Source organism: Kitasatospora sp. NPDC054768, from assembly GCF_053612025.1.
In genome coordinates this window covers 4,173-30,219 of record NZ_JBSHBN010000092.1, presented here as the reverse complement: position 1 = coordinate 30,219, position 26,047 = coordinate 4,173, and the positions used below count along the sequence as shown (strand labels likewise).

Sequence of the window (26,047 nt, the reverse complement as noted above, 5' to 3'; positions counted from 1 at the left end):
CGACGTCCCGCTCCCGGTCTCGGTGTTCACCCGGGCCACCGACGTCCCCGCGCAACTGCTGTCCTAGCCGGTGCCGGGCGTGCGCCCGGAGGCGGAGGAACGCCCTAACCGCCGCAGGTCAGGTCCTTCGCGGGCAGCCGGCCCGTGGTCAGGTAGCGGGTGACGCTGCCGTCCGCGCAGGAGGGGCCGGCCACCACCACGCCGTGGCCCTCGCCGCCGGCCACCGTGACCAGCCGTGCACCGTGCAGCGCCCGCCGCATGCCCTGGGCCATGGCCAGCGTCGCCTGCGGATCCCACTGGTTCTGCACGATCAGCGCCTTGACGTCGTTGTTCACCACGGTGGCCGGCTCGCCGCCCGCCGGCTTCCAGAACGCGCACGGCAGGATGTTGGCCCCCAGGTCGCCGGCCAGCGGGTACCGGGCCCGGTCACGGACCGCGTCCCGGCGGTACTGCTCGGGGTCGCGCGGCCAGTTGCGGTTGTCGCCGCAGAGGACGGCCCACGCGACGGAGACCGTGTTGTCCGTCGGAACGACCGACGGCACCGCCGGTGCGGCCGGCCCGCCCGCGGCGGCGGCCTTCAGCGCGACGATCCAGGGGGTGACGGCCTCGACGTGGACGAACGCCGCGTAGCCGGACCGGACGGCGTCGCCGTCGAGCGACCCGTCCTCGGTCGGGACGGGCGTGCGGTCGGCGTGGGCGACCAGGTCCCAGTACGTCCTGCGGACCTCCGCCGCCGTCGCACCCAGTCCGTACGCCGCGTCGCGGGCGGCGGCCCACTCGGTCCAGCGGGTGAAGGCGAGTTCGGCCCCCGCCGACGCCTCCCGGAGCCCCGCGCGCCACACGAGCGACGGGTCGAGCGCGCTGTCGAGCACGAAGCGGTCCGAGCGCTGGGGGAACATCTGGGCGTAGACGGCGCCCAGGTAGGTGCCGTACGAATGCCCGAAGTAGGAGATCCTCCGCTCGCCCAGTGCCGCCCGGACGACGTCCATGTCCCGCGCCGTGTTGCGGGTGGTGATGTGCGGCAGCACGTCCCCCGCCTTGGCCCAGCACTTGTCGGCCACCGTCCGGGCCCAGGCCACGTCCTTCGCGAACGTGCCTGCCGAGTAAGGGTGTTGGAAGGTCCGCTCGTCGGCCTTCAGGTCGCAGCCGATCGGCGAGCTCTGCCCGGCACCGCGCGGGTCGAACCCGATCAGGTCGAACCGGTCCCGCACCTCCGCCGGCAGCAGCGGCTCCATCTCCACGGGCATGGTCAGCCCCGGGCCGCCCGGGCCCCCGGGATTCAGCAGCAGCACGCCGTGCCGCTGCTTCGCGCTGCCCGCCTCGACCCGCGATATCGCGATGTCGATCGTCCGGCCGCCGGGGTCGGCGTAGTCCAGCGGCACCTCGACCTTCGCGCACTCGAACGCCGCCGGGCGGTCCGCATCGCAACGCTCCCAACGGAGTTGCTGCTGCGCGTACCGCTGGAGCGGATCGCCCGCCGCGAACGCCGTCACGGGGGTGAGCGCCGCCAGCGCGGTCGTCACCGCGCCGACCGTCAGCGCGGAAATCGTCCGTCCGTCTCGCAGAACCATGCCAGTCCTCTGTGCAGAATCGGTGCCTCGGAAATTGCTTCCAGTCTCCGTTCCGCCGCCCCCGCACCCCGTACGGCGCCAGGATGGGTTCATGATCCGACCTGCGGCGTACGCCGCCGCGCCGACGTAGGGCCGGAGTCCCATACCCCGTCATCCACCGGCCCGGGGTGCCGGCCGGCGTCCACGGGGGCGGTCACCCGGCGGGGTGGCGACCGACGACGCCATCCGCTCGCTGGCGATCAGCCAGCGGCTGCTCGGGACGCGGGAGATCATCCTCATCCACCGTCGATCGTCGGCCGTCGGCCGTCGTCGGCGCCGGCAACCCGACCGGCTCGACCCTTCGTGAGCCCCCTCCTGTGCTCGACGCCCAGGTGATTCGGCGCCGGCGTGCAACCCTTGCGGCGGCGCGGCGGTGAGTAGGGCAGAGCGACGGTCCGGTCGGGTCGTCGCGTGGACGAAGAGGAATCGGATGACCGCGAGCGCATTGCACATCCCGGTGGAGGACCGGCCCGGGCCCGGCACGGCACCGGCTTCCGCGGGCGGCCCCGGCCTGCGGGAGCTCGACTTCGAGGGGTTCGCCGCCACCCGCTGGCGGCGCCTGGTACGCACCGCCTACCTGCTCACGGGCGACTACCACGAGGCCGAGGACGTGGTGCAGGCGACGTTCGCGAAGGTCTTCAGGAACTGGTCCCGGATCAGCCGCCTGGAGGAGCCGGACGCCTACGTCCACCGGGCCCTGGTGAACAACAACCTGAGCCGTCACCGGCGGCGCCGGGTCAGGCAGCTGCTCGTGCCCGTCCTCCCCGATCGGGCGCACACCGCGGGCGGCGGCCACCGCGACGTCGAGGAGCGCTCGGTGCTGCTCCAGGCGCTGGCCGAGCTGCCGCAGCGCCAGCGGGCCGTGGTCGTCCTGCGCTACTGGGAGGACATGAGCGAGTACCAGGTCGCCGAAGTGCTCGGCTGCTCGCTCGGCAACGTGAAGAGCCAGGCCAGCCGAGGTCTGGCGAAACTGCGCAGCCACCCGGTGCTGGCCCCGTACGCGGCGGGCACCGGTTCGACGATCGACGGCACGGACGGAGGCAACAGGTGATGGACACCGAGGACATGGTGCGCGGCGCCCTGCGGGACGAGGCGGCCCGGGTCGCGGTGGCGGACTGGTCCGCCGGGCCCGTGCAGGTCCACGTGCGCCGGCAGCGGCGGGGGCGCCGGATGGCGGTGGGCGCGTCGGCCGTGGCGGCCGCGCTCGCGCTGGTGGCCGGTACGGGTGCGGTCCTGTCCGCGCAGGGCGGGGGCCGGGCCGTCGGGCCCGCCTCGCAGGCCCCGCCGGCACCGGCGGGGCCGGCTCCCGAGGCCCTGGTGGTGGAACCCGGCCAGCAGCTGCCGCTGGGCCGCCCGGACTGGTGGATGCAGCTGAAGGACCAGGAGATCTGCATCCACGACGCTCCCGCCTACAAGAGCGGCCCGGGGTGCTCCGGGCACTCCTGGGCGGGGGGCACGACCGAGATCACCATGCAGTACTACGGGAACCCCCCGCAGCACCAGGAGGGCCTGTACAACCTCATCTACCACGGTCCCGGACAGGTGGCCCGGATGGCCATCGAGGTGGACGGCCAGGCGTACTGGGCCACCGTCGCCTCGCTCCCCGGCGACCCGGGCTACGCCACCGGCTACGTCTGGGGGCCCAGCCAGAAGGCCGCCGACGGCCCGGGGGCACACCCGCTGGAGGGCATCAGGCTCGCCGCGTACGACGCCCAGGGGAAGGTGCTGGCGAGCAAGACGCTGCCGTCCTGACCGGACCGGCGGCGCGGTAGTGGAGCCGGCCGCTCGTCGAGCGGCCGGCTCCGCACGGTTCTGTGTGGTCGGCACGGTTCCGTACGGTTTCGTACGGTGGAGTCGAGGGCGCCGCCGACCCTCGGCTACCCTCCCCCCTCGTGGACGATCACCCCGCACCCCCGACCCTGCGCGTCTTCGTGGCGCTCGCCCCGCCCGACGACGCCAAGGACGCACTGGCCCGGGCCCTGCGGCCCGCATATGCCGGGTACCCGCGGCTGCGGTGGAACCGGATCGAGGACTGGCACATCACCCTGGCCTTCCTCGGCGAACAGCCGTCCACGGCGGTGCCGCTGCTGCGATCGGCGCTGGCCGCGGCGGCCGCGTCGCACCCCGCCCTGCACCTGGGCCTGCGCGGCGGCGGCCACTTCGACCAGCGACTCCTGTGGACCGGCATCGACGGGGACCTGGAAGGACTGCACCGGCTCGCCACCGACGTCCGGGACCTGGTCGGGTCCTGCGGAATCGCATTCAGGGACCGGCCGCTGCGCCCCCACCTGACCCTGGCACGCGCCCGCCGTGACGACCCCGTCAGCGTGCCGCAGGCCGCGGCCGGGCTCGCGGGATTCGTGGGCCGGCCGTGGCGGACCGAACGCCTCCACCTCGTCGGCAGCAACATCGGCCGCGGCCCCGGGCCGATCCACTACCGCGACATCGAGGCGTGGCGGTTGGGCGCCGCCGTCCAGGCCCTCGACGGCGGCTCCCTCGCCGAGCCGTAGCCCGCGGGCCCGCGGGCCCGCGACTCGCGGCGCGGCTGTCGGAGGTGCGCAGTACGGTCCTGTCATGGCAGCCAGAATCGATCTGACCCTCGACTGCGCGAACGCACCGCTCCTCGCCGCGTTCTGGAAGACGGCACTGGGCTATGTCGACGAGCCGCCGCCCGCACCCTTCAAAACCCGTGAGGAGTGGCTCGCGCAGTTCGACCTGCCGGAGGACGACTCCGCGGACGACGGGGCGTGGCTCTGCGATCCCGCTGGCGCCGGCCCCCGCCTGTCCATCCTCAAGGTCCCCGAGCCGAAGACGGCGAAGAACCGGCTGCACATCGACGTCCGGGTGCCGGGACACGGCAGCCCCGGTGAGCGGTGGGCGCGGATCAAGGCGGAGTCCGAGCGGCTGGTGAAGGCGGGCGGGGCCGTCCTGCGGGAGTTCGACGGGCACCACGTCGTGATGGCCGACCCGGAGGGCAACGAGTTCTGCGTCGCCGCAGCCGCAGCCCCGGCCGCAGCCCCGGCCGCAGCCCCGGCCTGAGGCCGCAGGGCCGGGGAGCCGGGCACGCGCGCCGAGGACGGTGGATCCGACGCGGCGCCCGACGGTCACGGCCGGCCGGCTCCGCCGCCGAGCAGCCGCCGGGCCTCGGTCAGGGCGGAGTCCTTCAGCCCGGCCAGCTCCTCCCGCGTGAAGACCGGGGTCCGGACGTCCGGCGGGATGCCCGGCCCGTCGAAGGTGGTACCGGCCGGGGTGAGGAACTCCTCGTTCGGCAGCAGCAGCACGAGGTCCGAGGAGAGCCGCCGGGCCAGCTGGTCCGAGAAGACCCCCTGGGTGTTCTCGCCGATCCGGGTGATGCGCGGGCTGCGGCCCATCATCGCCTGGGTGAAGGTCTCGCCCGCACTCACCGTCGAGCCCGAGGTGAGCAGGGCCACGGGCCCGGTGAAGCGGGCCGCCCCGGGGGAGGGGCGGACGGTGACCGGCTGGGGCCGGGTGAAGGCGCCCGGGTCGGCCGGGTCGTTGCGGGCCACCTTCCGGTAGGCCTGGTACGGCCGGTCGGTGAACCGGGAGGCGAGCCGCACGGCCAGCGCGTCCGAGCCGCCGGCGTTCACCCGGGCGTCGATCACCACCCCGCGCAGGGGCGTGGCGCGGGGCCGGCCGAGCAGGGCGTCGACGGCCCTGTCGAGCTCGGCCTCCTGGTCCCGCTGACCAGCCCCGTCGACGTAGTCGCCGAACGCGCTCACCCGCACGTAGCCGAGGCCGTCCGGGAGTTCGCCGACCCCGAGGAGGCCGTTGCCGAACGGCTGCTCGGGGACGGCCAGTTGGGCGCCGATCGGCGGCAGGACGGCGGCCAGCAGCTGCGCGGTCGGCGCCACCGTGCCGTCCCGCATCTCCCGGAAGAAGGTGGTGTACCCGCCGCCGGGACGCGCACGCAGCAGGGCGACGTGCGAGTCCCGGAGCGGCTTGACCATGGCGATGATCGTGTCCACCAGGTTCTCCGCGGTGACCGTCGGCCGGTACGCCGCCCGCGCGGCGTGCCAGTCGACGCCCTTGACGGCGAAGAAGGGGTAGTTCTCCTCGAAGCTGTCCCAGAACCGGTCGAACACCGCGACGGGATCGTCGGAGACCGGCAGCGCGCACCGCGCCGGCAGCCCGCCGGGCAGCCGTTCCAGCGTCCGGGTGCCGGTGCCCGAGTCCTTGGCGTACACGGCCCGGTGGCGCCCGCGCGGGGTGACGGTCAGCTCGGCGAACGGCTCCCCGGGAGTGCCGTAGCGGACGGCACCGCCGGGCAGGGGCGCGCCGAACCGTTCGGCGGAGGTCACACCGGGGGTGCAGCTGTTCCGGGTGACGTCGTAGGTGGCGAGGGCGGTCCCGCGGATCTCGACGATCGTGCCGTACCCGTCCGTCCGCCAGACACCCTCCAGCCGGTCGACGCCCGGCCGCCCCGCACTGCTTCCCGCCGGGGCGGCTGCCCCCGCCGTTCCCGCCGTTCCCGCCGTGAGCGCGAGCGCGACCACCGCGACGCCCGCCACCCGGGCCGCCGACCTCCCCTGTCCACTCCCCATACCGAGCCCATGCCCTCCATCCCCGGGCCGCCCCCGCGGAACCCCTCCGCCACCCACGGCTCGACGGTACGGACCGCCCGGCCGCCACGCGTCAACCCGCGGACCGGTCCGGACCCCGACCAGGGAAGTACACCGGCCCGCCACCGCCTCCGCCCTACGGCGTACCCGCCCCCGCAACGGCGCCGGCGCCACCGGCCCGGAGCCCCCTCCGCGCTCTACTCGCCTCCCCACGGATCTCACCCGTCAGGTGCCGCTGCGGATGCGCACGAAGGCAGTCCTCGACGCAACCTCTACCGGGAATTCCTCGCCGAGTGCGCCGAGCTGCTCGACGACCCCCGGGTGCGCACCGCCCGCGACCGGTACGCCGAGGCCGCGGCGGGCCGGAGCGAGGTGGCCCGACTGGTCGGCGCGGCCGGGGAGTCGGGGGACGCGGCGCCGCTGGAGCGGGCCGGCGGGCTGCTGGGCGAGCTGGCGCGGATCGAGCGCGAGGCGATGGGGGAACTGGCCCGGCTGCCGGCCGGCAGCGACGGGCCGGTCATGGGTGGCCGGCCCCGGCGGTGAGCCGCCGCCGCGCCGCGAGGGGTGGGGAGCGCCGAAGGCCGTGTCGGCACACCGGTGTCACCGGACGGCTCGACACCCAGGGCGACCCCGCGGGTGTCGACGGTGGTCATCGGGTCACCGGACGTCGTCGTGCCCGAGACCGCGGTCGGGCGCGCTCATGTCGCCCGTCCCGGGCGTGCCGTCGGCGAGCCCGTAGCGCAGGTAGACGGTGCCCTGCGCACCGGCCGCCGGCGGTTCGAGGAGCGTCAGGTTCGTGGGCACCGCGCCACCGTCGAACACCTTCTTCCCGACGCCGAGCACGATCGGGTGCACCCACAGGTCGAGACGGTCGAAGAGCTTCTCCCGCAGGAGGGTCTGCACCAGGTCCAGGCTCCCGACGACCTTCACGTGCTCGTGCCGGTCACGGACCTCGCGCACCGCGCCGGCCAGGTCCGGGCCCAGCAGCGTGGACCCGGCCCACGGGAGGCCGGGCGTGCCGCGGGACGCCACGTACTTCGGGACGCGGTTGAAGAGCTCGGCGATCTCGCCGTCCTTCTGGTGCGGCCAGTAGGCGGCGAAGATGTCGTACGTCCGCCGGCCGAGCAGCAGGGCGTCCGTGCCCTCGTACGCGGCGAGGATCTGCGCCCCGGTGCCCTCGTCGATCAGGGGCGCCTGCCAGCCGCCGAACGGGAACCCCACCGGGTCCTCGTCGGGGCCGCCGGGCGCCTGCCCGACGAGGTCGAGGGTCGCGAACAGTTCGATGTGGATGAGGCCCATGTCTGCACTCCCGATGAGTTGGTCGTCCCCGTCGAGATGTAGACCTTCCGGGGCCGGAAAACTCATCGCCGCGCCGGTCCCCGGTTTCCGCTGCCCGGTTTCCGCACCCGCCGCCCGGCCCGGCCCGGGCCGCCGGTGCGACGCCGCCTCGCGGTCAGCAGTTCGGGACGGGATCGGTTTCGCTGGTGATGGCGGTGTCCTTCATGAAGCCGAGTCGACCGTTGTCGGCGACGGTCATCAGCCAGCGGTTCGGGTGCGGCCCGCCGACCCACGCCTGGTTGTCCTCCTTGCAGGAGAACCAGCTGGGGTTGGAGTTCATGTAGCCGACGATCGTGGAGGGGTCCGGGTAGGCGTGGTTGTTGCCGACCATGCCGTAGACCGGGGAGCCGGGCACGTTGTAGCAGTACCACCGGTTGCTGTCCCCGGGCCAACAGTCGTCGGCCGCCGAGGCCGAGGGCGCGACCACGACACCCAGGCTCACCGCGAGGGTGGTGGCGGCGACGGCGGCGGTGATCCTGGCGGTACGGACTTTGCTGAACATGTCTCACTCCTGGCTGCGTGCCTGCGAGTCGGCTCAGCCTCCAGCGTGCCCGGCCGCCCTGTCGTGTCACACATCCGACATATCCGGTGACTCGAAGCAGCCGTTCGTGGGCGGACTTGCCCGAACATCGTCGATCACACGCGCGAACGTGGGGGCGGGTGTTCACCCCTGGCGCACCACCCGTCCGACGAGGCGGACCGCACGGCGCCCATTCTGCCCGCGGGGGCCCGCCGCCCTTTCGCCGCGTGCGGTCCAGCAGTGGCTGACTGTGCGTGCCGACGGTGTTACTCTCCCGAGAGAAGAGAGAGCTGACTCTCACTTGCCGGCCCGGAAGGCCACTCGTCCGTCCTGGCCCGGCCGCGCGGGAGAGAGCGGCTCCGCCAAGCGTTCCCTGCTCTTGTGGCCCTTCGGCCGGTGAGGAGAGACCATGACCGCGCCCGCACCGCAGTTACCCTTCGAACGCCCCAACGCCCTGGACCTGGCGCCACTGCTCGCACGCCTGCGCGAGGAAGGCCCGATCACGCGGGTGACGACACCCGCCGGCGACCCGGCCTGGCTGGTGACCCGCTACGAGGAAACCCGGGTGATCCTGAGCGACACCCGGTTCTCCCGGCTGCGCCCCGACACCGAGGACGCCCCGAGGATCTCGGCCTCGGCGCTGCACACACGCCCCGCCGTCACGCCCGAGGAGGAGGACCGCGAACACACGCGGATGCGCCGGATGCTGGCGCCCGCGTTCAGCGCGCCGCGGATGCGCCGGATGGGCGAGCGGATCGGGGACCTCGCCGCGTCCTGCCTGGACGCGATGGACGAGGACCGTTCGCGGGATCCGCAACGTGCCGTCAACCTGCACGACCACCTGTCGTTCCCGCTGCCGGTGATGGTGATCTGCGAGCTGCTGGGCGTGCCGGTCGCGGACCGGGACCTGCTGCGCGGCTGGTCGGAACGGATCGCCGCGCTGTACGGCGGCGCCGACGGGGCCGCGGCCATGGCCGAGTTCGAGGCGTACGTGGCCGCCGTCGCCGAGGAGAAGCGCAGGCGGCCGGGGCAGGACGTGATCAGCGACATCCTGGCCGCACAGACGCAGGACCCCTCGTTCACCGAGGAGGAGATGACCCGCCTGGCGGTGGGGCTGCTGTTCGCGGGCCACGAGACGACGTCGACCCGGATCGACCTGGGGGTCCTGTTCCTGCTGAGCGACACCGCCCGGCGCGACCGCTTCACCGCCGACCCCGAGGGGTCCGCCCGCGCCACCGTGGAGGAGGTCCTGCGGATGGCCGCCCCCGGCGCCCTGGGCCTGACCCGCTACGCCCGCGAGGACGTCACCGTCGCCGGGACGGCGATCGCGCGGGGCGAGGCGGTACTGGTGGCCATCAACGCCGCGAACCGGGACGGGCGGGCCTTCGAGGAACCGGACGCCTTCGACCCGTCGCGTTCCCCCAACGCGCACCTGGCCTTCGGGCACGGCGGTCACTACTGCATCGGCAACGCGCTCGCCCGCACCGAGATGCGGATCGCGCTGACCGCGCTGTTCCGGCGCTTCCCCGGCCTGCGGCTGGCGGTGGACGCGCGCAGCCTGCGCGACCACTCCGAACGGCTGGCGGGCGGCATCGGCGAGGTCCCGGTCCTGTGGTGAACGGGGACCATCGGCCCGAGCGGCCCGCCGCACGGGTGGAGGCGGACACCTCGCGGTGCGTGTCGTCGGGGCAGTGCGCGATGACCGCGCCGTCGGTGTTCGACCAGGACGAGGCCGGGCGGGTCGTCGTGCTCGCCGCCGACCCCGGCGGCCCGGCGGCGGAACAGGCCCGTGAGGCGGCCGCCATGTGCCCGGCCTCGGCGATCCGGCTGCGCCCGGCGCGCTGACGGGCGGCGGTGCCGGCGGTGCCGGCCGCCCGGCGTGGCGGCCGGCACCTGCCTCGGCGTCAGGCGTCAGGCGTCAGGCATCAGGGCGTCAGGGCGTCAGGGCGTCAGGGCGTACGGGTGTGCAGCGCGGGGGCGGGACAGGGCAGCGGGCGGGCCCCGGCGGGGGACAGGCCGTCGAGGACCAGGGCCAGGTACCGGCGCCAGCCGTCCTCCCGGGCCTCCATCGTCCACAGCACCGAGACCAGCATGACGACGATGCGGTGCAGATCGTCGGGCACGAGGTCGGCGCGGATCACGCCCGCGTCCTGACCGCGCGTCAGGAGAGCGTCGAGCGCGGCGAAGAACTCCTCCCCGGTCGCCGGGGTCAGCACGCCGGCGGCGCGGGCGGCGGCCAGCACGTTGTCGTCGCCGGCCACCGATTCCAGGGCCGCCTCCAGCACACGGACCAGCCCGGACGCGGGATCGGCGTCGTGCGCGGCAGCCTGGATGACGGGACGGACGTGCTCGCCGAAACGCTGGTCCAGCACGGCCCGCAGCAGCGCGGCCTTGTCGGGAAAGCGGCGGAAGAGCGTGGCGGACCCGACGCCAGCCCGGCGCGCCACGTCGTCGAGGTGGGCGTCGGGGCCCTGCTCGGCGAAGACCTCCCGGGCAGCCCGGACGATCTTTTCCGCGTTGCGGGCGGCATCGGCACGCAGCAGCCGGGGGGAGTCGAGGGCCATCCCGGCACCCTATCCAAGGGCCGCCGGCAGCGCGGCGACGTCCGGCGGGCGCCGCCGCAGCAGGTGGTCGGCCGCCGGGGACCGCCCGGTGGTCCCCGGAGCCCTCCAACTCCCGGGCGGTGTGAGCGTGTCGGACGAAGGCCACGGCCTGCCCGCCGCCCGCCCGCGGCGGCGGGGCCGGTGCGGTGCCGGCTACTCGACCGCGCGCAGTGCGTTGACGATGCCGAAGCCGTAGAAGCCGTTGACGCGCTTGCCGCCCGCACAGACGGCGCCCCCGGAACCGCCGCCGTTCCCGCCGTTCCCGCCGTGCGGGTCGGCCGGGCCGGCCGGGCACCCCGGGTTGTCCGCCTGGGCCTTGAGCAGCGCCTGCAACTGGGCCGGGGTCGCCTCCGGGTGGGCGGACTTCAGCAGCGCGGCCACACCGGAGGCGTGGGGCGTGGCCATGGACGTGCCCTGCTCGTAGCCGTACTGGTTGTTCGGCAGCGTCGACAGGATGCCGCCTTCCCCGGACGGTGTGTCCGAGGCCTGGTACTGGTCACCGCCCGGCGCCGCGACGTCGATCACGCCGAGGCCGTAGTTGGAGTAGTACGCCTTCGCGTTCCTGGCGCCGGTCGCGCCGACCGTGACGACGCCCGGCAGCTGTGCGGGCAGGTCCCAGCACCTGTGCGGGTCGACCGTCCGGCTCGCCGGGGTGGAGTCGTTGGGGCTGCCACCGTCGGTGAAGCCGTCGGAGGCCAGGTCGTGGTTGGCGTTGCCGGCCCCGGCGACGTTGAGGGTGCCCTTGCGCTGCGCGTAGAGCTGGGCGCGGTCGACCGCGTCGACGATGGCCTTCTGGTCGGGGTCGTCCAGGCAGTTGTACTGCCACGGGTCCACGTAGTAGCTGTTGTTGGTGATCTGCACACCGTGGTCGGCGGCGAACACGAAGGCGCAGACGACGCTTTCGGCGTAGATCAGCTGGCGCGGGGTGGGCTGGGAGACCGTGATGCCGGAGACCTTCACCCCGGGTGCCACGCCCGCGACGCCGACGCCGTTGCGGGCCGCGGCTATCGTGCCCGCCACGTGCGTGCCGTGGAAGTAGTCCGCGTCCACCGGCCGCCAGGAGCCGTACGCGGTGTCGGCCTTGCCGCTGGCGCAGTTCGCGGACTGCGAGGGGGAGAAGTTCGCGGCGAGGTCCGGGTGGGTGTCGTCGACGCCGGTGTCGATGACGGCGACCGTGACGTCCCTGCTGCCGGGGTTGATCTCCGCGGCCTTGTCCGCGCCGATCGCCCGCAGGGCCCACTGCTCGGCTTCGAGGGGTTCGGTGCCGCTGCCGGACGCCTTCGCGATCCTCGCCGCCTCGGCCTCGGAGAGGCGCCGCACCCCACCCTCGTCGGTGGTCCCCGCCGCGCTCAGCGGCGCGGTCCGCGTGGCGCCCGCCGACTGCACTCCGCGCACCGCGCGCATCCGCCTGCCGAAGTCGGGGTTCGCCGAGTGGGCGACGACGACGCCGATCCCGTCGTACGTGACGACGACGGTGCCGCCGGCCGCGGCGACGGCCCGCTGCACCTCGGCGATCGTGCGACGGTCGGTCCTGGTGTTGACGACGTACGCCAGGGGGTGCGCGTCCTCGGCCTGCGCGGCGGGCTGTGCCCGGGGCGTCGCCGAGGCCGGGGTGGGGAGGAATCCGAGTGAGGCGGTCAGCGACAGCACGATCGGCACGGCCGGGCCGAGCCGCAGTAAGGAACGCAGTCGAGCCATGTGGTCTCCACATCATCCGGGTGCAGGACCCGGCCGAGGACAGCGCGCCGGCCGGGCAGGAACAGGACGGGTGGTACAGGACGCGTGGTGCAGGAGTGAAGCTATCCCGCCACCTCACCAACCATCAATGACTCGGCAAAGACTCGGCAATGACTCGCCAACGACCTGACCGGACCCGCGGCGAACCGACACGGCCGGGCCGAGGCCGAACCCGACGCGGCACGACGGCCGACATCAACGCCGTTGGCCCCCGGCAGGATTGCGGTGGCCTCCGCACCCGGCCGCCGTCGTGCCGCCGCCGCACGCTCCCGCACGCTCCCGGTGCTCGCGGTCCCGAGTGTCCAGGGAGGTCGTCCCCCCGCGCCCGGTATCCGGCAGGGCACAGGTTCCCGCCGTCCAGGCGTCGGGACGGCCAGCCGCGAGGCAGGCCGTCATCCGCCCACGCACGATCAGTGGATGTGACATCGGACACATCCACTGCGCCGGGTGCCGGCCGACTGTCGTCCGCAACACCCAAACCCGCAGGTCAACTTCGCAACGCGAAGGCCCTGAGGAACCCGGGGGCCGTTCAAAACGATCTAGCTCCCCACAGAGGATTGGGCCTAGCCTGCCCGCCATGTCCCAGAACACGAACACCCCCGGTTTCCCCGGGCAGCCGGCCGCCCCGGCCGGCGACTCCGCCAAGGTGCAGCGCCAGGTGCAGCAGCAGGCGGGCGTCGGACCGGTCTACGGTGGCGGCGGCACCCTCTTCTCCGAGCCGGTCCTGGTGGTGAACCAGAAGGCCAAGCTGATCGAGCTGACCAACGAGTACTCCGTCTTCGACCAGCAGGGCGCCACGCTGGGCTCGGTGGTCCAGGTCGGCCAGAGCGCTCTGCGCAAGGTGCTGCGGCTGCTCTCCTCCCTCGACCAGTACCTGACCCACAAGCTGGAGATCCGCGACGCGCAGGGCACCCCGGTGCTGCTGCTGACCCGCCCGGCGAAGCTCATCAAGTCGCGGGTGATCGTGCAGCGTCCGAACGGCCAGGAGGTCGGCCAGATCATCCAGCAGAACGCCATCGGGAAGATCAATTTCTCGCTGGAGGTCGGCGGTCAGAAGATCGGCGCCATCAAGGCGGAGAACTGGCGGGCCTGGAACTTCTCCATCGTCGACGAGACGGACACCGAGGTCGCCCGGATCACCAAGACCTGGGAAGGCCTGGCGAAGACGATGTTCACCACGGCCGACAACTACGTGCTCCAGATCCACCGTCCGCTCGCCGACCCGCTGCTCAGCCTGGTCGTGGCGACCGCGCTGACCGTGGACACCGCGCTGAAGCAGGACGCCCGCGGCTTCGGATAACCGCGAACCGTACGTTGTTCGGAGCCCCGCCCCCGACCGGGCGACTGCCGGGGGGCGGGGCCGGCCGGAGAGCGGAGTCGTGCGTCATCGCCGGCCCGGCGGAGAAGCCCGCCACCCGATCACGGCCGACGGGTGGGCCACCCGGCGGCTGCGGGGCGGCCCACCCGTTCCCGTGTTCCGGCTCAGCCGGTCAGCGGGACAGAAGGAACTTGGTGGTCGGCACGCCCCGGACGGTGGCGCAGTCCAGGTTCGAGGTGGTGGCGCTGTAGGTGAAACCGCTCGGGACGCTGCACGCCCACATGCCGCTGACCGGTGTGCGGAGGTGGAAGGTGGTGGACGGCACGCCCTGCGTCAGGCTGCACGTGGTGGACGAGCCGGCGGAGTCGTAGGTGAAGCCGGGGGCGGTCGAGCAGGAGGTGAGGCCGTCGACGGGCGTGCGCAGGTGGTACTGCGGCGATTTCCAGCTGCCGCCGCCGCTGCACGTCTGACTGAAGACGACCCCTTCGTAGACGTAGCCGGACGGGACGGAGCAGGCCCAGGTGTCGTCCAGCCCCGTGGCGGTGGCGGAGGCCGGCGTCGCGGTGGCGGCGCCGGTGAGCAGCAGGGTGAGCGCGGCGAAGGCGGCGAGCGGCGCGGTTCGCGCGGTCCGTACGGTTCGTGCGACGGACATGTTTTCTCCTTCGGTGGAAATGCGGCCGGAAGGTGCGCGGTGCGGCGGTACGGTGGTGCAGCGGTACAGGGGGCGGTGATCGCGGGTGGGCGTTCACGGCCGTCGATGGTTCTAGCACGCAACGACGGGCCGTCACCCGGCCGCTCCGTCGCGGAGAATCACTTCGGCGCCCGCCGTCCACGCGCCCTGCGCGGATCCTCCGGCCCGTCTCATCCGATCAGCCCCCCGGGTCCCTCCCGCGCCTGACGCAGCCGATCCGCGTGCCCGCCCCCGCCGGAGGCCCGCTCGTTCGGGGCGCGGTGCGGCGTACGTCCGCGGACCGGCCCGGACGTGGGGGAAGCCATCAGGTCGCCGTCGGGCGCGAGCTTCCCGTTCGGACCGATGGTCCAACCCGGGCCCTTCAGCGGGGCCGCGGAGGACGAGGCGGCCGGCGCCGACTGAGCACGGCCACGCCCGGGCCGTCCGGCCCCGCCGTGGACCGGGGCGGTGGTGCGACAAGGCGGCCGTGACAACCCGTTCGGTGGGCACGGCCCAGGCCGTATCCACGCCTTGTGGTGATGCCACCGGTCGGTTGCGGGCGGCAGGACGGCCTTCTTTGAGCGAACTCGGCGCACCGTTCGCGGTGGGCTGCCACAATGCCCATAAGAACTATGTGACATGTCACAGTGCTGTCGGCGCCCGCCGAGAGCACCGGACGAAGGAGGGCCCCTTGAAACGCCTTGCTGCCGTTCTCGCCGGTACCGCCGCTCTGGCGGCGCTGACCGGCACCCAGACCGCCTCCGCCGCCACCGCCTCCGCCGCCACCGCCTCCGCCGCCACCGCCGCCACCGCATCCGTCGCCACCGCCTCCGCATCCGTCGCCGGCATGCCGGGCACCACCGTCTGCGGGGACCCGGGCGCGCCGAACCACCTCACGATCAGGGCCTGCATCAACAACAACGGAGGCCAGGTGTACGTGTTCGGACGCGCCACTCCGACCAGCCCGACCTGGCAGGACCAGCAGGTCTCCTTCCGGCTGACCAGCGTCGGCGTCACCAGCCCACCGCTCGGCACCATCGCCCCGACCGTCCTGATCCCGACCGGCGGGAGCGACGTCGGCGGCATCACGGGCACCGTGCCCTGCGGCCGCACCGTGACCGCCCAGTTCAGCGTGGACCAGCCCGGCTGGCCGCAATCGACCGCGACCGTCTCGACCATCGTGAACTGCTGACCTGCGCCCGGTCGGCAGCGTGATCCTGATCAAAGGCCGCCTTCGCGCCGAATGGGGTAACAACGACAACTCCGACCATTCTTCTGGCTGATGCGGGGCCCGGACCCGGACCGGTGGCCGGTGGCCGGTGGCCGCCAAGTTCCACTCGATGCGGGAGTGGGACCTGTTCGAGGGCGGCTTCCTGGAGTTCCTGCTGGCGGCGGTGACGGAGCAGTATCCGTACCACGGGGACGTCGTTCCCGGCGGGATGAAGCAGGTCGGTGACGGCCGTGCTTATCGCTTTCGGGGTGACTGGTCGAACCAGCATCGGCGGTGAGCCCGCGAGGCCGCGCCCACCCGTTTCTCAGCCCGTCGGGTCTCAGCCCGTCGGGTCCTGGTCCGTGACGGTGGGGTGTTCGGTGCACAGGCAGCCGACGCCCTTCTCGATCCACTCCTGTCCGGTCCACTCGGGGTGCCGTTCGATCAGCAGGGCCCGGACCTCGGCCACGATCTCGCTCCCGCCCATGGCGGAGTCGCGTCGCCGCCAGGTCTCGTCCCGCAGCTCGCGCAGGTAGTCGCGGACGTCGCCGAGGACCTGCGGGCCGCCGACGGCGCCGTGGCCGGGGACGACCGTACGGTGCCCGTCGGCCGCCAGCCGCTCCATCACCGTCAGCCAGCCGATCCCGGAGACGTCGGTGTCGTACGGCGGGAACCAGGGAAAGATCGCGAACTGCCCGGTCTCGGCCAGGTCGCCGGTGAACAGCACGCCGGCGTCGGGCACCTCGATCACCTGGTCGCCCTTGGTGTGGCCCCGGCCGGTGGCCCGCAGCCGTACGCAGCGGCCGCCGAGGTCCAGGTCGTACCCGTCGTCGTAGACCACGTCGGGGGCGACCACGCGGACGTCGCCGTCGAGGCGGTCGGCGACCGGCGGGCCGAACCCGCGGAACATCTCCAGGTAGCCCGCTCCCTTCACCTTCAGGTCCTCGGCCTGGGCACGGTTGGCGAGGTAGGTGGCCCGGCCGTGGAAGACGTGCGCGCCGAAGGCGTGCTCGGGGTGGAAGTGCGTGGTGGTCAGGTACAGGCGGCGCCCCTCGGCCACCTCGGACGCCAGGGAGAGGACCTGCTCGGCGTTGGCGGTGCCCATGCCGGTGTCGACGACGAGGACGGCCTCGGTGCCGCCGATGATGCCGATGTTGGGAACCAGCGGGATCCCGCGGTCCGGGACCACCAGCAGCTCGGGGGCGATCTCCTGGACGCCGGCCACATGGACGGCGGGGTCGGAAAGCGATACGTCGTTCATGCCTCGATTCCACCGCCCCGGAACCCCGGCCGTCCAAGACCGATTCGCACGTGCCCGATACCGCACGGGTATCGTCGCAGCATGGAGCTGCGGACGTTGCGCTATTTCGTCGCGGTCGCCGAGGAACTCCACTTCGGCCGGGCCGCCGCCCGGCTGCACATGAGCCAGCCCCCGCTCAGCCGGGCGATCAAGCAGCTGGAAACCGACCTCGGCGCCACCCTGCTGCACCGCTCCGCCCAGGGCGTCACCCTCACCCCGGCCGGAACCGTCCTGCTCGACGAAGCCCGCACCCTCCTCGACCGTGCCGACCGGATCCGCGCACGCGTCACCGCCGAAACCGGCCCCACGGCCATCACCGTCGGCCTGCTCGGCGACGGCACCGACCTCGGCGCCCTGCGCCTGGCCAACGCCTACCGCAAGCGACACCCGGACATCGAGGTCCGCATCCGCGAGACCGACCTGACCGACCCCACCTGCGGACTGCGCACCGGACGGGTCGACATCGCCCTCACCCGCGCCCCCTTCGACGAGACCGGCCTGATCGTGCACGAGCTGCGCACCGACCCGGTCGGCGCGGTGCTGCGCACCGACGACCCCCTGGCCGGCCGCACGCACCTGGAGCTGGCCGACCTGGCCGACCGGTGCTGGTTCCGGTTCCCGGACGGCACCGACCCGCTGTGGGGGGCGTACTGGACCGGCGGCCGGCCGCGCGGGGGACCGGCGGTGAGGGCCGTCCAGGAATGCCGGCAGGCCGTGCTCTGGAACGGCACGGTCGGCATCACCCCCCTCGGACACGACATGCCCGAGGGACTGACCGCGGTACTGCTGGCCGACATGGCGCCCAGCCGCGTGGTGGTGGCGTGGAACGAGGGCGACCCGAACCCGCTGATCCCTTCGTTCGTCCGCATCGCGACAGCCACCCACCGCCGCTGAACCCTCCCGCCCGCGCCGGTGTTCCCCGCCCCGGACCCGCGTCGTCGTCGATGTGGGTGTTGCGGTCGGGGTTCCTGGCCGGTCGGGGCTCCTACCGGTCGGGGCTCCTACCGGTCGGGGAGGCTCAGCCGAGGATGCTGACGACGGTCTTCGTCGCCTGGGCGATCAGGTCGTCGTCGGAGGTGGCGCCCGCCCTGCCGCGATCGGACAGGACGACGATCACGATCGGGCTGCGCCCGTCCGACGGCCACGCCACGGCGACGTCGTTGCGGGTGCCGTAGCCCGCGTTGCCGGTCTTGTCGCCGATCCTCCAGTCGGCGGGCACCCCCGCGCGGACGTACGGGCCGCCGGTCGTGTTGCCGACCAGCCAGTCCGTCAGCAGCCCGCGCCGGCCCTCCGTGAGGACGTCGCCGAGCACGTAGCGGCGCAGGTCGGCGGCGAGGACGCGCGGCGTGCTGGTGTCGCGGGTGTCGCCCGGGGTCGCCTCGTTGAGGGTGGGTTCGGTGCGGTCGACGCTGGTGGTCGAGTCGCCCAGGTCGCGCAGGGACCGCTGGACGGCCGCCGGGCCGCCGAGCTCGGCGATGACCAGGTTGGCCGCGGTGTTGTCGCTGTACTGGATGGAGGCGGAAGCCAGGTCACGCAGCTTCATGCCGGTCGCCACGTGCTGCGAGGTGATCGGTGCCCATGCCAGCACGTCCTCCTGGCGGTAGGGGACGACCTTGTCCAGGTCCGCGTCGGACGCCTTCCGCAGCAGGGCCCCGGCGGCGAGCGACTTGATCGTGGACGCGAACGCGAACCGCTCGTCGGCCCGGTGGGTGACCTCCCGGCCGCTGCCGGTGTCCACGGCGAACACGCCGAGCCGGGCGCCGAACTGCTGCTCAAGCGCCGCGAAGGAGGCGTCCGCCGGGCCGGTCGCGGGCACGCCCGCCACCGTCGCGCTCGCCACCCCTGCGCCGGGGGCCGTCGCGCCGCTCGCCGCCGGTGCCGGCGCCGTCGGGGCGCTGCTCGCCGCCCGGCCGCACCCGCCGATCAGCGCGGCCACGAGCAGGGCCACCGCGGGCAGCGCGGTGCGGGTGCGGCGGAGGTCGGGCGTCATCGGTGGTCTCCCAGGGGGTTCGTGCCGTCGCGGTCGCGCCCTCGCGGTGGTTCGTACCGTCGTGGTCGCGCGGTCGCGCTCAGCTAAACAGGCCGCCGACCACCCAGTCCAAGACCGCAATCATGAAGTGGACGATAAGAAAACACCTATGATGACTGGCCATGGACCTGCTGGGGCACCTCCGCCACTTCCGAGCCGTCGCCGAGGAACGGCACTTCGGCCGCGCCGCCGAGCGCCTGCGGATCGCCCAGCCCTCGCTCTCCCAGCGGATCCAGCGCCTCGAACGCGAACTCGGTGTGACCCTGTTCGACCGCGGCCCGCGCGGCGTCGACCTCACCCCGGCGGGCCGGCTGCTGCTCGCCGAGGCCGAGGAGACGCTGGACAGCGCGGCCCGCCTCCTCGCCACCGCCGCCGACCTGCGCAGCGGACGGGCCGGCACCCTGCGCGCGGCCGTCCCGCCCGAACTCGGGCCGGCCGCCCTGGCCGCGCTGCTCACCGGCTTCGAGACCGCCTCCCCGGGCACCCGGCTCGAACTGCGGGAACTGCCGGTCGCGGCCGTGGTGCGCGAACTCGCCCAGCACACCGTCGACGTCGCCGTCGTCCGTCACCCCTGCCCGGCCGACGGACTGGCCTTCGGCCCCGTCCTGCACCAGCCGCTCGGCGCCCTGCTCGCCGCCCGCGGTCCGTACGCCGACCGCCCGGAGCTCGCGGTGGCCGAACTGACCGGCCTGCGCCTGGTCCTCTTCCCGCGCGCCACGGCCCCGGCCCTGTACGACGAGGTCCTCACCACGCTGACCAGGCACGGCTGCACCCCCGAGGCCGTCGTCGACCCGCCGGGACCGGACGTCGCGGGCGCGCTCGTGCTCACCGGCAGCGCCATCGCCCTGGTGCCGCGCACCACACCCCCACCGGGTACGGTCTGGCGCCCGCTCACCGGCACCCCGCTGGCCTGGCGGACCTCCACGGCCTGGCCGGCCGGGCGGGGCGGGCCCGCCGTCCGGCTGTTCGCCCAGGCCGCCCACGAGGCGCTGACCGGACCCGGCGGCCTGCTGCCCCAGCCGCCCAACCGCCCGCTCCACCCCCGGCCCGCAATGGAGTTCCCGCTGTGACCAGCGACCGCACCACAGCCGACCGGACGGCTGCCGACCGCACCACAGCCGACCGCACGGCTGCCGACCGGACCCCGCACAGCCGGGCCGCGCGCACCCGCATCGCCGCGGCCTTCGCCGACGCGGGCGTCACCGGCCGGCTGCACGCGCGCGACCTCGACACCGGCGCCGAGATCGGCCTCGGCGCCGACACCGCCGTCAGCACCGCCAGCGTCCACAAGGTCTGCCTGCTCGTGACGCTGTACCGCGAGGCCGCCGCCGGACGGATCGACCTGACCCGGCAGGTCGAGATCCCCGCCGCCGGCCGCACCCCCGGGCCGACCGGCCTCGCCGCCATGCTCGACACCGCCCGCCTCTCCCTGCGCGACCTCGCCTACCTCGCCGCGGCCGTCAGCGACAACACCGCCGCCGACACCCTGTGGGACCAGATCGGCCTCGACACCGTCAACCGCACCATGGCCGACCTCGGCCTGAGCCGCACCGTCGCCGTCCACAAGCTCCGCGACCTCATCGCCGCCCTCGCCGAGGACACCGGCCCCGACTCCCCGGTCGACCCCGCCGTCGTCGCCCGCCTCAGGGTCCTCGACCCCGCCTTCACCAACCACAGCACCCCCCGCGACATGACCACCCTGCTCGCCGCCCTCTGGCACGGCGACGCCTGCCCCGGCGACCACGGCGCCGCCCTGCGACGCCTCCTCGGCCTCCAGGTCTGGCCGCACCGCCTGGCCTCCGGCTTCCCCTACGACGACGTCCGCGTCCACGGCAAGACCGGCACCCTCCCCACGCTGCGCCACGAGGTCGGCGTCGTCGAATACCCCGACGGCGGCCGCTACGCCCTCGCCGTCTTCACCCGCGCCGCCGCCACCACCATCACCCTGCCCGCCGCCGACGCCGTCATCGGAACCACCGCCCGCCTCGCCGTCGACGCCCTCCGGGCCCGGGCGGCAGCCGGCGCGACGGGCTGACCGGGGCCGCGACCCCGACGCCGAGACCACCCCCAGCTGCCCCGCCGTCCGCCCTCCTGGCCACGACGTCCGGGTGACGGATCGGCTGCACGCTCGTTTGCCCGGGTACCTGCCGGTCGCAGGACGGCGGTGCCCGGCGACCACCCCCCGCCCGGGCACCGCCGCACCGGCCCCGCGACTGGCCAGGACCGGACAGAACCCCCACCGGCGTCCGGGCCACGGCCCCGGACGCCGGCACCCGCGCAGGTGTCGCCGGGCCCGCCGGCATGCGGGACGGACCTGCGCTCGTCGTGACGCCACCGCGGACGACCTGCTGAGGGAGCGCCGGCGCGCAACGGGCGGACACCCTCAGACAGGAGTCCGCGGAGTCCCACGAGCTCAGTCCGAAACGCCTCGCCCAGCCGATCCGCACCACCGACACCCCGAGCTGCGCCCCGGCAGCAACGGCCGGGTCCCCCACGCTCGTCGACGTCGCCGCCACCGCCGGGCAGAGGAGAGCGGCTCGGCACAGAGTTCACGCACCCGTGCGAGAAGTCGTACCGATACGGTTCGACGAACACCGCATCCCGTGATCGACGCGTGCGGATGGGCCGCTCCCGAAGTGCCGGGACGCGGCCCACCGCAATGGGTCAGCTGTAGATGACGGCCCACTGCTGGGTGTGGTCGCCCGTTCGGCAGCCCTCGATCGTCACCTGGCTTCCAGCGTGGGCGGTCAGGCAGCCCTGGTCGCCGTCGGCCGAGTGGATGTACGCCCCGGCGTCGCCGGCCGCGTACCACCAGCGCGACCTGGTCGCGGTGTTGTCGTACGGGTCGTACCAGGGGTTGTACTCGGACAGCTCGCCGGTGTCGTTGAAGTTGCGGCGCAGGTTCCGATAGGTCTTGGTGGTGCAGAAGAAGTCGGTGCACGTCTGCGTCTCGTAGGAGGAGAAGACGACGCTGTCGGTGGAGGTCATGGTGACGTACCACCACTGGTTGCTCTGCCCGGTCTGCGCGTAGGTGTACACCGGGGCGCCCTGGCGATGGCTTCGTCCTTCTTGAGGGGTGCGGAGTGGGCGCGGCTCATCGGATCTACGCCGACCGAGTCCGCCGGCCCGGGGAGTCCACCTTCAGGCCGAGCTGTTCGAGGGCGTTGAGTACCTCGATGAGGCCCGTCCGGTCGTCCTGGCCGCGGCGCATGGTGGTCAGGACGGTCGCGGCGGTACCGGACTCCTCGACGCTCTGCCGCAGTGCCGGGGCGAGCACCGGGTGAGCGCTGACCTCGACCAGTACGTCATGGCCCGTCAGCAGCTCGGCGGTGGAGTCGGCCAGCAGGACGGGCTGCCGAAGGTTCCGGGCGAAGTAGCCCGCGGTGGCCTGCTGCCAGTCGAGCGCTTGCCCCGTGACCGAGGAGATCATCGGGATCCGGCCGGGCCTGGGGGTGAGCTCACCTATGGCCCGTTCGAGGTCCGCCAGGATCGGATCGATCGCCGGGCTGTGGGCCGGCAGGTCGACTCGGACCATCGCGCACAGCACGTCCGCGGCCTGGAGCTTGGCGACGACGGCCTCCAACGCGGACCGGTCACCGGCCAGCACGGTGGTCCGCGGGCCGTTCCGCGCGGCGACGGACACGCTCCCCTCAAGCCCTCGCAGGTGCTTCGAGAGGTCGACGGCCGAGAGCTCCACCACGGCCATGCCGCTGTGAGGGCCGGCCACGCGGCGTTGCTGATCGCTGTAGTGATGGACGAGCCGGACCGCGTCCGGCAGGTCGAGGATGCCTGCGATGACGCTGGCGGCGATCTCGCCGACGCTGTGACCCGTGACAGCGGCCGGCTGGACGCCCGCCTCTTCCAGCCAGCGGGCGATGCCCACTTGGACGGCGAAGACGATGGGTTGCATGACGCCGACGTCGTTCGTCCTGGCTTCGGGTTCGTCGAGGAAGAGCTCGTGGACGAGGGACCAGCCGGTGTGCCGGGCCAGCTCGCTGTCGCACTCCTCCAGGGCCGAGCGGAAGGCGGGTTCGGTGCGGAACAGAGTCCGCCCCATGCCGACCCACTGCTGGCCGTAGGGGGAGCAGACGAAGGCGATCCGGGTGCCGTCCGCAGCGGCGAGCTCCGGCCCGGCGGACGGGCTGCCGGTCAGCTCATGGACGGCTGCCCCGCCGAGTTCGCCCAGCCGCAGACCCGGAGCGGCGGCCACGGCGTCGAGCAGCTCGGTGAACTCCCGGGCCAGCCGCTCGGCCTCCGCGGGGACGAACAGGTCGAGGGCGTAGGTGAGGCTGCCGTCGATGCCGTCCGGTCTCCGCTGCTCGGTGAAGCCCTCGAACAGCTCGAAGCGGAGGTCGAAGCGGGTGATCCCCTCCGTCACCGGCTCGGTCCGGACCTCCAGGCCGGGAAGGTGGAGCTCGGCGCTCGCGTTGTTCTGGAATGCGAGCATCACCTGGATGAGCGGGTGCCACGCGGGGGAGCGCGGCGGGTTGATGGTCTGGACCACGTGGTCGAACGGCACCTCCTGGTGAGCGAAGGCCGCCAGGTCCGTGCTGCGCACCCGGAACAGCAGCTCCCGGAAGGTCGGGTCGCCGTCGGTCCTGGTGCGCAGCACCAGCGTATTGACGAAGAATCCGATCAGGTCGTCGAGGCCCTCGTCGGTGCGCCCGGCGGTGGGGATGCCGATGGCGATGTCGGTGCCGGCTCCGCGCCTGGTGAGCAGGGTCGCAAGGGCGGCCTGCACGACCATGAAGACGCTGGTGCCGGTCTCCCGCGCCAGCTGGTGCAGTTCCCGGTGGGTCGCCCGCGTGACGTGGAAGGGGACTCGACCGCCCCGGTGTGAGGGGGTGTCCGGACGCGGGGCCGCCACATCGATCCGTAGGCGGTCGGGCATTCCCGCCAACTCTCCCTCCCAGAAGGAGAGCTGGCGATTGACCAGGCTGTTGGGGTCCTCCGGGGCACCCAGGAGATCGTCCTGCCAGAGCGTGTAGTCGACGTACTGGACCGGTAGTTCGGGCCGGGCCGGCTCCTGCCCGAGGCGGCGCGCGGCGTATGCGAGTGCCAGATCGCGGTTCAGGGGGAGCAGCGACCATCCGTCGCAGGCGATGTGATGGATGGTCAGGAGCAGGACGTGTTCGTCCGCGGAGAGCCGGAACAGCTGGGCCCGTAGTGCCGTCTCGGCGGTGAGGTCGAAGGCGTGACCGGCCGCAGCGCTCAGCGCTTCGGACAGGCCTGCCTCGGTGACGCCGTCGACCGGCAGCTCGACCGGAGCCTCGTCCGGGTCCAGGACGACCTGCTGGGGTCGGCCGTCCCAGTCGGGGTAAGCGGTGCGCAGACTCTCGTGCCAGGTGACCAGGTCGTCGAGGGCGAGTCGCAGGGCGGACAGGTCGAGGTCGCCGCGCAGCCGGTAGGCCATCGGCATGTTGTAGTGTCCGGCCGCGCCGTGCAGGCGGTTCAGGAACCAGAGGCGCCGCTGGGTCTGCGAGAGCGGGATCTCCGCCGGACGGCCCCGGGGGCGCAGTGGCGGGCGTCGGCTGCCGGAGCCCTGCTCCAGGTGCTCGGTGAGTTGGGCGACGGTCGGGGCCTCGAAGATCGTCCGGACCGGGACCTCCACGTCCAGGGCGGCCCGGATGCGACCGGCGAGCCGGGTGGCCAGCAGGGAGTGGCCGCCCAACTCGAAGAAGGAGTCGTCGATGGTGACCCGGTCGAGCCCGAGCACCTGGGCGAACACCGCGCAGAGGATCTCCTCCCGTTGGCCTCGCGGGGCGCGGCCCTTCTTCGCACTCATGGTCAGCTCCCGCTGACGGCGGTGCGGACCTGGGCGGGCCACGCTGCGGTGTCGAGGCCGTACTGGCAGAGGAAGGCGTAGACGAGCCGCTCCAGGCCGAATCCGACGCAGCCGCTCCGGGTCGGGCCGTTCGCACCGTGGTCGATGCCGAAAGCCTTGCCGAAGAGGTCGTCGTGGAAGTTGAAGGAGCCGACGGCGATCGTCTTCCCGGGCGCGACGTGGAGCCGCAGCTCGTACTTGAGCTCCATCAGCCGCTGGGACCAGATCCGCTCGGAGGTGTCCGCGCCGCAGAAGAACGGATCGTTGCCCACCTCGCAGAAGCCGCTCAGGCCGAGCTCCTCGACGAAGGCGAAGACCTTCCGCATGAAGCGCTCACGGGAGTCCAGCACGTCTTCCCGGGAGCCCATGAAGACCATCTCCCGGATGGTGAAGTCCCAGAGCCGCTCCAGGCTGGTGGCGTATGCCGCCTCGAAGCGGAACGACTTGCCGCGAGAGGTGACCACGTGGAGCCGGCCCGCCTCCAGTGTGCGGTCGCTGTACTGGTTGAAGGTGTGGTAGCACATCGTGGGCGGCAGGCAGTAGTCGACGTTGCCGCAGGAGTCCAGCACCGCGGAGTCGATGCCGGTGACGGCCTGCCGCTCCTGGAAGGCGCGGTAGACGTCCAGGTCGTTGCGCAGCCTGGTGACGAACATCAGGTGCTGCGGGAAGGCCTTGAAGTAGCCCGCCGTCTCCAGCGCCTTCGTTCTGATCAGAGTCGGGTAACGGTACTCCCGGACTTCGTGGTCCTCGGCCAGCAGGTCACAGACGGCCCGGTCGAAGTAGGTGAAGAGAGAGAGCAGCGGCTCGCCGACGGCGACCTGACCCTCACCGACCTCCGTCACCGCGCCGGTCTCGGAGAGGAGTTCGAAGACGTCCTGGTGCGGGGTGCGCTGGTGCGGCGAGGTCCAGACGGCCTTGGCCGGCGTCACCCACTGCCTCCGGACGTCGTTGTCCACCATGGAGTTGACCTTCTCGGTCAGGGCGTCGTGCGGGAGCGGTTGCCCGGAGCGGAGTGTCACGGAGCGCACCTCGTCGCCCTCCACGGGCACCACGAAGCCGGTGATCTCGGGCGACACGAAGAAGAGTCGGCGCTCGATCTCGGCGGCCAGCGCTCCGGGGATCGGGCTGCGAAGGTCGATCCGGGTGAGGACCTCGTCGGGGTGCGTCATCGTGGTTCTTTCCTCGCCGATGGGAGAACGGTCGGACGGGCCGGCGCGCCCGCGGGTGGGGCGCGCCCCGCCCCACGGGGGGCAAAGGCCCCCGTGCCCGCCGCGCCGGGTCCACACGGGCGAGAACCCAGAACGCAGG

Annotated in this window: 25 protein-coding genes and 1 pseudogene; 14 read left to right on the top strand and 12 right to left on the bottom strand. The window is 73.3% G+C overall.

Going from position 1 to position 26,047, the window contains the following annotated elements:
• Positions 1-104: 104 nt before the first annotated feature.
• Positions 105-1,571, bottom strand: coding sequence for an alpha/beta hydrolase (locus ACWGKU_RS25180; protein ID WP_401053105.1), 1,467 nt, complete (start codon positions 1,569-1,571; stop codon positions 105-107).
• Between the two features lie 190 nt (positions 1,572-1,761).
• On the opposite strand from ACWGKU_RS25180, the pseudogene ACWGKU_RS25175 reads away from it, so the two are divergent.
• The 5 genes and pseudogenes from ACWGKU_RS25175 to ACWGKU_RS25155 all read left to right on the top strand — a co-directional run.
• Positions 1,762-1,854 (top strand): annotated as a pseudogene (locus ACWGKU_RS25175) (carbonic anhydrase); the annotation flags it as partial.
• Between the two features lie 186 nt (positions 1,855-2,040).
• Positions 2,041-2,661, top strand: coding sequence for a SigE family RNA polymerase sigma factor (locus tag ACWGKU_RS25170; RefSeq protein WP_401056548.1), 621 nt, complete (start codon positions 2,041-2,043; stop codon positions 2,659-2,661).
• On the top strand, positions 2,661-3,362 hold the full coding sequence (locus ACWGKU_RS25165; protein ID WP_452191570.1) for a hypothetical protein: 702 nt from the start codon (positions 2,661-2,663) through the stop codon (positions 3,360-3,362). Before ACWGKU_RS25170 ends, ACWGKU_RS25165 begins: the two co-directional genes overlap by 1 nt.
• A 140-nt stretch (positions 3,363-3,502) precedes the next feature.
• Positions 3,503-4,120 carry an RNA 2',3'-cyclic phosphodiesterase gene (gene thpR, locus ACWGKU_RS25160; RefSeq protein ID WP_401055838.1) on the top strand — a complete coding sequence of 206 codons (618 nt, stop codon included), beginning with the start codon at positions 3,503-3,505 and terminating at the stop codon, positions 4,118-4,120.
• Positions 4,121-4,184: 64 nt separating this feature from the next.
• Complete coding sequence (locus ACWGKU_RS25155) at positions 4,185-4,649, top strand: VOC family protein (RefSeq protein WP_401055836.1); 465 nt, start codon at positions 4,185-4,187, stop codon at positions 4,647-4,649.
• Positions 4,650-4,714: 65 nt separating this feature from the next.
• Here the strand turns inward: ACWGKU_RS25155 and ACWGKU_RS25150 are convergent, their stop codons facing one another.
• A complete protein-coding gene (locus ACWGKU_RS25150; RefSeq protein ID WP_452179485.1) occupies positions 4,715-6,172 on the bottom strand; it encodes a S41 family peptidase in 1,458 nt (485 codons plus the stop codon).
• 9 nt (positions 6,173-6,181) lie between these two features.
• Between ACWGKU_RS25150 and ACWGKU_RS25145 the strand changes: the two genes are divergently transcribed.
• Complete coding sequence (locus ACWGKU_RS25145) at positions 6,182-6,733, top strand: DUF4872 domain-containing protein (protein ID WP_452179486.1); 552 nt, start codon at positions 6,182-6,184, stop codon at positions 6,731-6,733.
• A 114-nt stretch (positions 6,734-6,847) separates the two neighbouring features.
• Here the strand turns inward: ACWGKU_RS25145 and ACWGKU_RS25140 are convergent, their stop codons facing one another.
• Positions 6,848-7,489, bottom strand: coding sequence for a dihydrofolate reductase family protein (locus tag ACWGKU_RS25140; protein ID WP_401048096.1), 642 nt, complete (start codon positions 7,487-7,489; stop codon positions 6,848-6,850).
• 154 nt (positions 7,490-7,643) lie between these two features.
• Positions 7,644-8,030: a hypothetical protein gene (locus ACWGKU_RS25135; RefSeq protein ID WP_401048095.1), complete on the bottom strand. Its 387-nt coding sequence runs from the start codon at positions 8,028-8,030 to the stop codon at positions 7,644-7,646.
• 427 nt (positions 8,031-8,457) lie between these two features.
• Here ACWGKU_RS25135 and ACWGKU_RS25130 point away from each other — a divergent pair, with 427 nt between their 5' ends.
• Both ACWGKU_RS25130 and ACWGKU_RS25125 read left to right on the top strand, forming a co-directional pair.
• Positions 8,458-9,666: a cytochrome P450 gene (locus tag ACWGKU_RS25130; protein WP_452179487.1), complete on the top strand. Its 1,209-nt coding sequence runs from the start codon at positions 8,458-8,460 to the stop codon at positions 9,664-9,666.
• Positions 9,660-9,893, top strand: a complete 234-nt coding sequence (locus ACWGKU_RS25125) for a ferredoxin (RefSeq protein ID WP_452191568.1) — start codon at positions 9,660-9,662, stop codon at positions 9,891-9,893. The genes ACWGKU_RS25130 and ACWGKU_RS25125 overlap by 7 nt, the downstream gene beginning before the upstream one ends.
• Positions 9,894-9,997: 104 nt before the next feature.
• Here the strand turns inward: ACWGKU_RS25125 and ACWGKU_RS25120 are convergent, their stop codons facing one another.
• Together ACWGKU_RS25120 and ACWGKU_RS25115 are read right to left on the bottom strand one after the other, a co-directional pair.
• Positions 9,998-10,612 (bottom strand): TetR/AcrR family transcriptional regulator, encoded by a 615-nt coding sequence (locus ACWGKU_RS25120; RefSeq protein ID WP_452179488.1) that lies wholly within the window; start codon positions 10,610-10,612, stop codon positions 9,998-10,000.
• A 192-nt stretch (positions 10,613-10,804) separates the two neighbouring features.
• Positions 10,805-12,349: a S8 family serine peptidase gene (locus tag ACWGKU_RS25115; protein ID WP_452179489.1), complete on the bottom strand. Its 1,545-nt coding sequence runs from the start codon at positions 12,347-12,349 to the stop codon at positions 10,805-10,807.
• 616 nt (positions 12,350-12,965) lie between these two features.
• Between ACWGKU_RS25115 and ACWGKU_RS25110 the strand changes: the two genes are divergently transcribed.
• Positions 12,966-13,688, top strand: a complete 723-nt coding sequence (locus tag ACWGKU_RS25110; RefSeq protein WP_401045474.1) for an LURP-one-related/scramblase family protein — start codon at positions 12,966-12,968, stop codon at positions 13,686-13,688.
• 190 nt (positions 13,689-13,878) lie between these two features.
• Here ACWGKU_RS25110 and ACWGKU_RS25105 read toward each other — a convergent pair whose 3' ends face one another.
• Complete coding sequence (locus ACWGKU_RS25105; protein WP_452179490.1) at positions 13,879-14,358, bottom strand: hypothetical protein; 480 nt, start codon at positions 14,356-14,358, stop codon at positions 13,879-13,881.
• A gap of 709 nt (positions 14,359-15,067) precedes the next feature.
• Here ACWGKU_RS25105 and ACWGKU_RS25100 point away from each other — a divergent pair.
• Positions 15,068-15,568 (top strand): hypothetical protein, encoded by a 501-nt coding sequence (locus ACWGKU_RS25100; RefSeq protein WP_452179491.1) that lies wholly within the window; start codon positions 15,068-15,070, stop codon positions 15,566-15,568.
• 127 nt (positions 15,569-15,695) lie between these two features.
• Complete coding sequence (locus ACWGKU_RS25095; protein ID WP_401045466.1) at positions 15,696-15,884, top strand: hypothetical protein; 189 nt, start codon at positions 15,696-15,698, stop codon at positions 15,882-15,884.
• Between the two features lie 42 nt (positions 15,885-15,926).
• On the opposite strand, the gene ACWGKU_RS25090 is transcribed toward ACWGKU_RS25095, so the two are convergent.
• Entirely contained in the window at positions 15,927-16,847 is a 921-nt protein-coding gene (locus ACWGKU_RS25090; protein ID WP_452179492.1) for an MBL fold metallo-hydrolase, read from the bottom strand.
• Between the two features lie 81 nt (positions 16,848-16,928).
• Here ACWGKU_RS25090 and ACWGKU_RS25085 point away from each other — a divergent pair, with 81 nt between their 5' ends.
• Positions 16,929-17,780 carry a LysR substrate-binding domain-containing protein gene (locus ACWGKU_RS25085; protein ID WP_452179493.1) on the top strand — a complete coding sequence of 284 codons (852 nt, stop codon included), beginning with the start codon at positions 16,929-16,931 and terminating at the stop codon, positions 17,778-17,780.
• 124 nt (positions 17,781-17,904) lie between these two features.
• On the opposite strand, the gene bla is transcribed toward ACWGKU_RS25085, so the two are convergent.
• The gene (gene bla, locus ACWGKU_RS25080; RefSeq protein WP_452179494.1) at positions 17,905-18,876 is read right to left on the bottom strand and encodes a class A beta-lactamase; all 972 of its coding nucleotides are present in this window, start codon (positions 18,874-18,876) and stop codon (positions 17,905-17,907) included.
• Positions 18,877-19,037: 161 nt separating this feature from the next.
• On the opposite strand from bla, the gene ACWGKU_RS25075 reads away from it, so the two are divergent.
• Both ACWGKU_RS25075 and ACWGKU_RS25070 read left to right on the top strand, forming a co-directional pair.
• The gene (locus ACWGKU_RS25075) at positions 19,038-19,985 is read left to right on the top strand and encodes a LysR family transcriptional regulator (RefSeq protein WP_401045456.1); all 948 of its coding nucleotides are present in this window, start codon (positions 19,038-19,040) and stop codon (positions 19,983-19,985) included.
• A 101-nt stretch (positions 19,986-20,086) separates the two neighbouring features.
• Entirely contained in the window at positions 20,087-20,950 is an 864-nt protein-coding gene (locus ACWGKU_RS25070; RefSeq protein ID WP_452179499.1) for a serine hydrolase, read from the top strand.
• 629 nt (positions 20,951-21,579) lie between these two features.
• Here the strand turns inward: ACWGKU_RS25070 and ACWGKU_RS25065 are convergent.
• The 3 genes from ACWGKU_RS25065 to ACWGKU_RS25055 all read right to left on the bottom strand — a co-directional run bounded on the left by ACWGKU_RS25065 (position 21,580) and on the right by ACWGKU_RS25055 (position 25,908).
• Positions 21,580-21,954, bottom strand: coding sequence for a hypothetical protein (locus tag ACWGKU_RS25065; protein ID WP_401045453.1), 375 nt, complete (start codon positions 21,952-21,954; stop codon positions 21,580-21,582).
• Positions 21,955-22,018: 64 nt separating this feature from the next.
• Positions 22,019-24,700, bottom strand: a complete 2,682-nt coding sequence (locus ACWGKU_RS25060) for a condensation domain-containing protein (RefSeq protein WP_452179495.1) — start codon at positions 24,698-24,700, stop codon at positions 22,019-22,021.
• 2 nt (positions 24,701-24,702) lie between these two features.
• Positions 24,703-25,908, bottom strand: coding sequence for a hypothetical protein (locus ACWGKU_RS25055; protein WP_452179496.1), 1,206 nt, complete (start codon positions 25,906-25,908; stop codon positions 24,703-24,705).
• Positions 25,909-26,047 lie beyond the last annotated feature (139 nt).

What these genes read in the sequence shown, in the direction of transcription:
- ACWGKU_RS25180 (WP_401053105.1), bottom strand. Translation starts at nt 1,571, where the DNA reads ATGGTTCTGCGAGACGGACGGACGATTTCCGCGCTGACGGTCGGCGCG.
- ACWGKU_RS25170 (WP_401056548.1), top strand. Translation starts at nt 2,041, where the DNA reads ATGACCGCGAGCGCATTGCACATCCCGGTGGAGGACCGGCCCGGGCCC.
- ACWGKU_RS25165 (WP_452191570.1), top strand. Translation starts at nt 2,661, where the DNA reads ATGGACACCGAGGACATGGTGCGCGGCGCCCTGCGGGACGAGGCGGCC.
- ACWGKU_RS25155 (WP_401055836.1), top strand. Translation starts at nt 4,185, where the DNA reads ATGGCAGCCAGAATCGATCTGACCCTCGACTGCGCGAACGCACCGCTC.
- ACWGKU_RS25150 (WP_452179485.1), bottom strand. Translation starts at nt 6,172, where the DNA reads ATGGGGAGTGGACAGGGGAGGTCGGCGGCCCGGGTGGCGGGCGTCGCG.
- ACWGKU_RS25145 (WP_452179486.1), top strand. Translation starts at nt 6,182, where the DNA reads ATGCCCTCCATCCCCGGGCCGCCCCCGCGGAACCCCTCCGCCACCCAC.
- ACWGKU_RS25140 (WP_401048096.1), bottom strand. Translation starts at nt 7,489, where the DNA reads ATGGGCCTCATCCACATCGAACTGTTCGCGACCCTCGACCTCGTCGGG.
- ACWGKU_RS25135 (WP_401048095.1), bottom strand. Translation starts at nt 8,030, where the DNA reads ATGTTCAGCAAAGTCCGTACCGCCAGGATCACCGCCGCCGTCGCCGCC.
- ACWGKU_RS25130 (WP_452179487.1), top strand. Translation starts at nt 8,458, where the DNA reads ATGACCGCGCCCGCACCGCAGTTACCCTTCGAACGCCCCAACGCCCTG.
- ACWGKU_RS25120 (WP_452179488.1), bottom strand. Translation starts at nt 10,612, where the DNA reads ATGGCCCTCGACTCCCCCCGGCTGCTGCGTGCCGATGCCGCCCGCAAC.
- ACWGKU_RS25115 (WP_452179489.1), bottom strand. Translation starts at nt 12,349, where the DNA reads ATGGCTCGACTGCGTTCCTTACTGCGGCTCGGCCCGGCCGTGCCGATC.
- ACWGKU_RS25110 (WP_401045474.1), top strand. Translation starts at nt 12,966, where the DNA reads ATGTCCCAGAACACGAACACCCCCGGTTTCCCCGGGCAGCCGGCCGCC.
- ACWGKU_RS25105 (WP_452179490.1), bottom strand. Translation starts at nt 14,358, where the DNA reads ATGTCCGTCGCACGAACCGTACGGACCGCGCGAACCGCGCCGCTCGCC.
- ACWGKU_RS25090 (WP_452179492.1), bottom strand. Translation starts at nt 16,847, where the DNA reads ATGAACGACGTATCGCTTTCCGACCCCGCCGTCCATGTGGCCGGCGTC.
- ACWGKU_RS25085 (WP_452179493.1), top strand. Translation starts at nt 16,929, where the DNA reads ATGGAGCTGCGGACGTTGCGCTATTTCGTCGCGGTCGCCGAGGAACTC.
- bla (WP_452179494.1), bottom strand. Translation starts at nt 18,876, where the DNA reads ATGACGCCCGACCTCCGCCGCACCCGCACCGCGCTGCCCGCGGTGGCC.
- ACWGKU_RS25075 (WP_401045456.1), top strand. Translation starts at nt 19,038, where the DNA reads ATGGACCTGCTGGGGCACCTCCGCCACTTCCGAGCCGTCGCCGAGGAA.
- ACWGKU_RS25060 (WP_452179495.1), bottom strand. Translation starts at nt 24,700, where the DNA reads ATGAGTGCGAAGAAGGGCCGCGCCCCGCGAGGCCAACGGGAGGAGATC.
- ACWGKU_RS25055 (WP_452179496.1), bottom strand. Translation starts at nt 25,908, where the DNA reads ATGACGCACCCCGACGAGGTCCTCACCCGGATCGACCTTCGCAGCCCG.